3 protein-coding genes are annotated in these 3,448 nt (G+C 63.5%); 2 read left to right on the top strand and 1 reads right to left on the bottom strand.

Features of this window, described 5'->3' with window-relative positions; all coding sequences use genetic code 11:
- Both ACLP25_RS03670 and ACLP25_RS03665 read left to right on the top strand, forming a co-directional pair.
- Positions 1-799, top strand: a 799-nt coding sequence (locus ACLP25_RS03670) for an alkaline phosphatase family protein (RefSeq protein ID WP_442467872.1), incomplete at its 5' end; no start/stop codon positions are given.
- 111 nt (positions 800-910) lie between these two features.
- Entirely contained in the window at positions 911-1,921 is a 1,011-nt protein-coding gene (locus tag ACLP25_RS03665) for a hypothetical protein (RefSeq protein ID WP_442467871.1), read from the top strand.
- Positions 1,922-2,616: 695 nt separating this feature from the next.
- Here the strand turns inward: ACLP25_RS03665 and ACLP25_RS03660 are convergent.
- A complete protein-coding gene (locus ACLP25_RS03660; protein WP_442467873.1) occupies positions 2,617-3,426 on the bottom strand; it encodes an NAD-dependent protein deacetylase in 810 nt (269 codons plus the stop codon).
- Positions 3,427-3,448 lie beyond the last annotated feature (22 nt).

Below are 3,448 nucleotides of genomic sequence, written 5' to 3'. Positions count from 1 at the left end.
GTTCTACCTGCGCGGCGGTTATGACAACAATGACGGTTTCGTGCCGTTGGATCCGACTCCGGGTGTCCGGAATGCGTTTATTGGCAACGACGATCACCCGTCCTACTCGGATCAGCAGATCTCTGAGGCGTTCGCGGCGAAGGCGATCAGCGACATCGCCAACAGCCCCTATTGGTCGCAGAGCGCCATCATCATCACCTACGACGAAACGGATGGCTACTACGACCATGTTTCGCCAGAGTTCCGCAACAAGTTTGCCGATGGCTCGGTGCTGGCGGCTGGCCCTCGCATTCCGACCATCCTGATTTCCCCTTATGCTGCGTCCGGCACGATCTCGCATCGTTACAGCGAGCACGGCTCGGTAATTAAGTTCATCAACGAGCTGAAGGGTCTGGCGCCGCTTGCCGAGCTGCCAAATGAAAGGAACGCTGTGGTGCTTGGCGAGGTCAAGCTCGGCCAGAAAAACCTTGGACCGTCCGATGACCCGAATAACGATGTCGGCGATCTTACCGAGGCGTTTGACTTCGGTCGTTTGCTGGGCGTGAAGCCGCCGATCCCGGCTTCCACGGCGGCGTTCTCCGCCGCGCAGATCAGCACGCTGCCGCATCTGGCGACGCCGAATTATTCGCCAAACGGCTACACCAACGGCGCTTGCGCAGCGATCGGCATTCTGCCGACCGATTTTCCGTCCTGGACTGCATACCAGAGCGGCGCCCCAATCGACCCGTATCCCGCCAACGTGAACCCCCGGCCGACAGCATCGCCCGGCACGCCGACATCGGGCGCTTGGATCCCTTGATACATCCCGGTCTCTCGGCCTCGGCTGCGAGCCTCGGATAACCACGGATCGGACGGAAGCCGAGGCTTCCGTCCGTCTTGTTGCCAGCAACCGCGTCTAAGGATCGTCGATGTGTCTCGCCTTGTTTACGGATTTTTTGCCGTCGGCCTCCTGTTCCTAACGTGTGCGACGCAAGCGCAAACGCTTGCCACTATCCGAGCATCCCATCATTTCGATTGCGGCACGATCCAAAGCGTCGATTATTGGAACGGAGAGGATATCCACGGCGATCTCTCCGCCCTCGGCGGCGAGATCTGCCGCGCAGTGGCCATCGCCATTCAAGGCGATACGGACGGCCTTAAGGTTCAAGTCTTTCCCGCCGAGCCAGAGGCGCTCTCCGCCCTGAAAGCCGGAAAGATCCAACTGGTCGTAGGCATTTCGCCGTCCGCTACAGTGGCCATGCAATACGGCGTCGGCTTCGGGCCGCCTGTGTACTTTGACTCCCAGCGCATCATGGTCGCGAAGGAGAGCGGCATCGCTGACCTCGCCGGACTCCGCGATAAATTGATCTGCGCTCTCGACATGAGCCCGCCTGAGAGGACGCTGCGCGACGAGCTGACGTGGCGGCAAATCCCGTACGGGCTGCAGGCCCATTCCGAGCAAGGCGAACTGGATGCGGCGGTGGCCGTGCGTCGCTGCGCGGCAGGCACAGGCATGGAGACGCGCCTTGTGCAATCGCGCGCCAATTTCCACGCACAGTCCAGCGACTTCGTCCTCTTGCCCGAGACGCTTACGTTAAATCCGGTGGTTCCCGCTTATCGCTATGGCGATCAGGCCTTTGGCCTTATCGTCGATTGGACGGTCTACGCCCTGATTGAGGCCGAGGCGCTGGGCGTCACGCACGATAATGTGACCGAGGCCGCCAAGCGGGAGGACATGCGGGCCACCCAACTCCTCGGCCACGATTTCGCCACCGCGCAGGCGCTCGGACTGGCCCGCGACTGGGCCGCCAAAGTGATCGCAGCGACCGGCAATTACGGCGAGATCTTTCAGCGCACAACAGGCCATCCTTATCATTTGGACAGAGGGCTGAACGCTCTCTGGACCAGCGGCGGGTTAATGGCTTCATGGCCAATGAAGTAGCGCGATCAAGAATAAGATCCGGTGTGGGTGCGAAAGCCCGCGCCGGGACCTGTCAAATCCGAGTTTGGTCAGGCAAATGGGGTTTCCATCGTATTGTGGCGCCCGTGGTGCAAGGCCGATATTTGAGCGGCGCCTCACTGCTGAGCCGCAGTCACGACGTTAACCAGCCGCCAGATTAAGACGCCTCCTCACATCGTCCATGCGCCGAACGCGCCATTCGATCCCAGCATGGCGCATCCTTATTTGGTTCAGTTCGGCCATACGGCCCGCACGCGCGGGGGTAGCCGACAACGCTGGCCGAAGACAGCGCCAGCGGCAATGATCGGCGAAATCGCGATCCGCAATGACCTCTTGACTGTGAAGGATTTCGGACGCCGACCCAGCTGCGGCCACCGCTGTCGTGAGGGGCTGAGGCGTTGGCGTCGGCTTTGCCTTTGTGCTTTGTGCTCGGCAGCGGGCGCGGACTTTCGTTACGCGTCGAGCGTGGCGGTTCGCTATTTTGGAACCTCTGCCTCGGGTGGACTCCGCGCTTTCACTGGTGACCGCTGTAGGTCCGGTTCCCGTCCGAATTGAGGCGTCCAAGGCCGCCGTCTGCTGCGTCCGCAATACGTCGACTCCAGCCATCCTCAGCGCCGTCGGGGTCCGGTCCCTCTACGTGGGGACCAAGCGTCGGGTCTTGATCAGAGGCGTCCGCGCTAAAGCAGAAACGCCAGCGCCTCCTCGCACGGCGCCTCGACTTTGAGCGCGATGAGGGCGTCGGCGCGCGTCTTGCCAAGATTGACGGCTGCGATCGGCTTGCCGGCGGCGGCGGCGCGCTCGGCGAAGCGATAGCCGGAATAGACCATCAGCGAGGAGCCCACGATGAGCATGGCGTCGGCCGCGTCGAGATGGCCGTAAGCCCGCTCGACCCGGTCGCGCGGCACGTTCTCGCCGAAGAACACCACGTCGGGCTTCAGGAGGCCGCCGCAGCGCGGGCACGGCGGCACGGTGAAGGAAGAGAAATCGGCGCCGTCGAGATCGGCGTCGCCGTCGGGCGCTTCCGCCGCGTCAAGCGCCAGCCACTCCGGATTGAGGCGGATGAGTTCGCGCTGAAGTTCTCCGCGCGGCGTAAGCGCGCCGCAGGCCATGCAGCGCACCCGGTCGAGCCGTCCGTGCAGGTCGATCACCTTCTCGCTGCCGGCGGCCTGATGCAGGCGGTCGACGTTCTGGGTGGCGAGGTGCTCGCTTTTGCCCAAAACCTCGAGCCCGGCGAGCGCGCGATGGGCGGCGTTCGGCGCGGCCGAGCCGAACCGCCGCCAGCCGATGAGACTCCGCGCCCAGTAGCGCCGGCGCATCGCCTCGCTCTGCACGAATGCCTGGTACGCGACAGGCTGGGCGCGCTTCCACTGGCCGTCGGCGTCGCGATAGTCAGGAATCCCTGATGGCGCGCTGCAGCCCGCCCCCGTGAGCACGAACAGCCACCGATGCCGGCCGACAAAGCTTTCCAGATCGCCGAACCCCGCCATGGCTCCAAGGTAGGGACACCGG

It is taken from the genome of Roseiarcus sp., from assembly GCF_052145395.1.
GTDB lineage: Bacteria > Pseudomonadota > Alphaproteobacteria > Rhizobiales > Beijerinckiaceae > Roseiarcus.
The sequence above is the reverse complement of the archived record's forward strand: the minus strand, read 5'-3'. Positions and strand labels throughout refer to the sequence as shown.